General features: G+C 66.1%; 1 protein-coding gene and 2 pseudogenes. 1 reads left to right on the top strand and 2 read right to left on the bottom strand.

Annotated elements, in window-relative coordinates:
• On the top strand, window positions 1-1,976 hold a 1,976-nt coding region (locus ACP15K_RS20170), incomplete at its 5' end, for a right-handed parallel beta-helix repeat-containing protein (RefSeq protein WP_424991450.1).
• A 266-nt stretch (window positions 1,977-2,242) separates the two neighbouring features.
• Here the strand turns inward: ACP15K_RS20170 and ACP15K_RS20175 are convergent.
• Together ACP15K_RS20175 and ACP15K_RS20180 are read right to left on the bottom strand one after the other, a co-directional pair.
• Window positions 2,243-3,115, bottom strand: a pseudogene (locus ACP15K_RS20175) (transposase); the annotation flags it as partial.
• A 37-nt stretch (window positions 3,116-3,152) separates the two neighbouring features.
• Window positions 3,153-3,425, bottom strand: a pseudogene (locus tag ACP15K_RS20180) (integrase core domain-containing protein); the annotation flags it as partial.
• Window positions 3,426-3,553: the final 128 nt, after the last annotated feature.

The following is a 3,553-nucleotide window of genomic DNA, read 5'->3' on the forward strand; positions in this document are numbered from 1 at the left end:
TGCGCGCCCGCGACAGCCAGAACATCGTGATCGAGGACAGCGAGGTCACCGGCTTCTGGAAGGGCATCTACCTGGCGCGGGTGGATGGGGCGCAACTGCTGCGCACCGAGTTGCACGAGATCCGCTCGGATGCGCTCAACCTGATCGACACCCGCGACGTGCTGGTGGAAGACAACCAGTTCCACTCGATCCGCCGGTCGATGCAGTCGGGCGACCACGCCGACATGATCCAGGTCTGGAGCGGTCAGGACGATCCCGCCCGCAAGCCCGGCAACATGGTCATCCGCAACAATTATTTCGACATCGCCGACGGCGACCGCAGCCAGATGATCTATATGGACAACAGCCGCGCGTCGAACCGCGATGCGGATCCGGCGATCTTCTACAGCAACATCCTGATCGAGAACAACGTGATCATCTCGGGCACGGTGTCGGGGATCAAGCTGGGCGCGGTGGATGCGGCGGTGATCCGCAACAACATCCTGGTCTACAGCGAAGCCCCCGATGCCGACACCGCCAAGGGCGCCGGCGACCCGCGCATCCGGGTGGCGCCGCATTCCACCAACGTGGTGATCTCGGACAACATCACCTACGACGTGAAGGGCTATTCCGGGCAGGCCGACTGGTCGGTCTCGGGCAACGTGAAGGCGCAAAGCGCGCGGCCGGGGGCGCCGGGCTATGTCGGGGGGATCCTCAGCCCGATCTCCCATGACCCGGCCGAGGGCACCCCGGTGGATGCCACGCTGCTGGCCTTTGACAGCGGCACCGGCCTGCTCAGCATGCTGGAAGACGGCACCATGCAGGCGCTGCTGCTGCCCGCGGCGGCGCTCACCCCGATGGGCGGTGGCGGCACCGGGCTGGACCTGGGCACCGCGGTGGTCGAAACCCCGGCCTCGGCGGTGGCACCGCTGGGCGGCGGCACCGGCTTCCGGCTTGACGCCGGCCTGCGGCTGGAGACGGGGCAGGACCGGGGCGTGGTGTTCCTGCTCAAGGGGGTGTTGATGGTCTCGGTCACCGATCAGGGCGGCCTGGAGGCGGTTCTCACCACCGCCACGGGCGACAGCGCGCGGGTGCAGACCCCCGGCCCCCTGGGCGACGGCGGCTGGCACGACGTCTCGCTGACCTATGACGGCGCCGCCGGGGGGGGCGGGCTGACCCTGACGCTGGACGGGGTGCTGCAGGACACCGTCGCGCTGGAGGGCGCCCTGCCCGAGATGCCCCGCAAGGGGCTGATGCTGGGCTCGCCCTGGCACGCGGATGCCCAGGGCGGGCTGCGCCACCTGTCGCTGACCGGTCTGGTGGAACATTCCGATCCGATCCTCAGCCCGGCCCCGGTGCCGCCGGTGTTCCCGCCCGAGATCGACAGCGCCACGCTGCTGGCGCAGGCGGTGATGGCCGAGGGCTTCGACTTCCTGGAGGATCCGGCGCTGGCGGCCAACCTGATGGGCGATGCCCGGCTGACCGGCACCGAGGGCGACGGCCAGCTGAGCCTCGGCACCGGCGGCGCCCTGCACCTGCCCGGCCTGCCCGGCGACCTGCACAGCCAACATCTGGCCGCCGAGATCCTGTTCCAGGTGGACCTGGACGTCACCGAGCGCAGCACCCTGCTGTCCAGCCACCGGCGCTTCGAGGCGGAACTGGTGGGCGACCGGCTGAAACTCACCGCCAGCACCGCCGAGGGCGGCACCGCCTCGGTCACCAGCGGGCGCCTGACCGACCTGCAGGCCGACGGCCCGCACCGCCTGACGCTGGAGCTTGACGCCCGCGCCGACCTGCTGACGGCGCATCTGGACGGGCAGCTTGTGCTGGCCGAGACCGGCATCGACTTCGACCTCGCCGCCAGCACCGCGCGGGAACGCGGCTGGCACATGGGCAACCGCTGGAGCGATGCGGCCCAAGCGGTGGAGATCGACCAGCTGATCCTCGCCGACCTGGACGCCCTGCCGCTGGAGGCCGGCGACCTGCTGCTGGGCTGACCGGCGAGGCTGGCCCAGATCACCGCCTTAAGGTCAGATGGGGAATTCGGCCAGCGCACCACTTACTGCTTCCGTCTCTGAGAGGTGCCGCGCCTCGAGCTAAAGATAATACGTAGTCAGGGAGTGACCGTCACAAGTATCAGGAAAAGGGACACACCCCTTAACAGGCTGCTGAAGCAGTCGGGCTTGAAGGAAACTGTTCTACCGTCGCGGTATGGAGGTGGCTATGCACAACAGAGGGCTTCGGGTCTGGGTTGCCGCCTTCGTCAGACCGCTAGGAGTTTCGGCAACCTGCCAAGATTGCAGGCCGCCATGGTCATCGTGAACTGCGCGCGGACCCTGTCGATTCCGCGGTGAACCGTCTGGGCCTTGCGGCCCACGGTCTTCGCCCAGCCGAAGGGTTCCTCGATCTTTCTACGGCGCTGCCGTGACATGGCGTAGCCGGGTTGGCGCGTGGTCCGGCTATAGATTGCGGAATGGCGGGCCTTCTGCGCGACATGCGGCGTCACGACCATGTGCCGGAGTTCGGTGACGAAGCCGGCGCTGTGGTACCCCTTGTCTGCCCCGAGCGTTTGGCGCAGGGTCGAGCCTAGGGAGTGGTGATTGATCATCTCCAGCGCAGCCTTGCGCTCGCCGTGGCCGTCGGCGTGGGTCAACTCCGCCTGCACGACCAGCCCTTTTCGGTTCTCCATCGCCGTATGCCCCACGAACCAAAGAATCGCCGCGGCGCCGGGCGCCTTTTTGTAAAGGTGGGCATCCGGGTCCGTGACCGAGGCATGGGTCGCGTTCGAGCGCTTCTCGCCCCGGAAGTTCATATCGGCGTTGCGGGTATGGCACGGCGTATCGGGCATCGGCTGGGCCTCGGACTGCTGGGACTGGCTGGTGTCTGCGAAGGTATCGTCGGCTGGCGGTGGCCCGCCATAATCATCGTCATGCGGCGGCGCGCTGTCCTTCGGCTGAAAGCTCTTCATGGAAGCCCAAGCCTTGACCAGGGTCCCGCCCGCCGAGAAGTATTCATCCGAAAGGCGCGGCCCGACCTCGGGGTGCGCCAGGATCGCGGCCATCACCTTGCGCGGCATATGCGTGGTCAGCTGCCGGTCACGGTTCATAATGAACACGGTCGGGACCCAAACTGGGTTGGACCTGTCACGCTTTGATGCCGCTCCGATTTCTCACTTATGCAGCCTGAGCCTTGAAGGCCAAGGGACTTTTCCAGCCGAGAGCTGAATGCTTGCGGCGCGGATTGTAGAAGCCGTTGATGTATTCGAAAATCGCCAGTTCGGCAGCCCGCCGTGTCGGCCATGACCGGCGCCAGATCAGCTCGGCCTTGATCGTCTTGAAGAAGGTCTCGACCGCCGCATTGTCGTAGCAGTTGCCTTTCCCGCTCATCGAGACCTCAAAGCCATGCTGGCGCAGGATCTTCTGGTAGTCGTGAGAGCAATACTGGCTGTGACCTGAGACCTTAAAACTCCTCCACTTTTGAATAGAATCTGTCCCAAGCATTGGAGACGGAATATGAAGAAGTCACGGTTCAGCGAAGAACAGATCATAGCGATGATCAAAGAGCAGGAAGGCGG

This window comes from Fluviibacterium sp. S390 (genome assembly GCF_049800695.1).
Taxonomy (GTDB): domain Bacteria; phylum Pseudomonadota; class Alphaproteobacteria; order Rhodobacterales; family Rhodobacteraceae; genus Meridianimarinicoccus.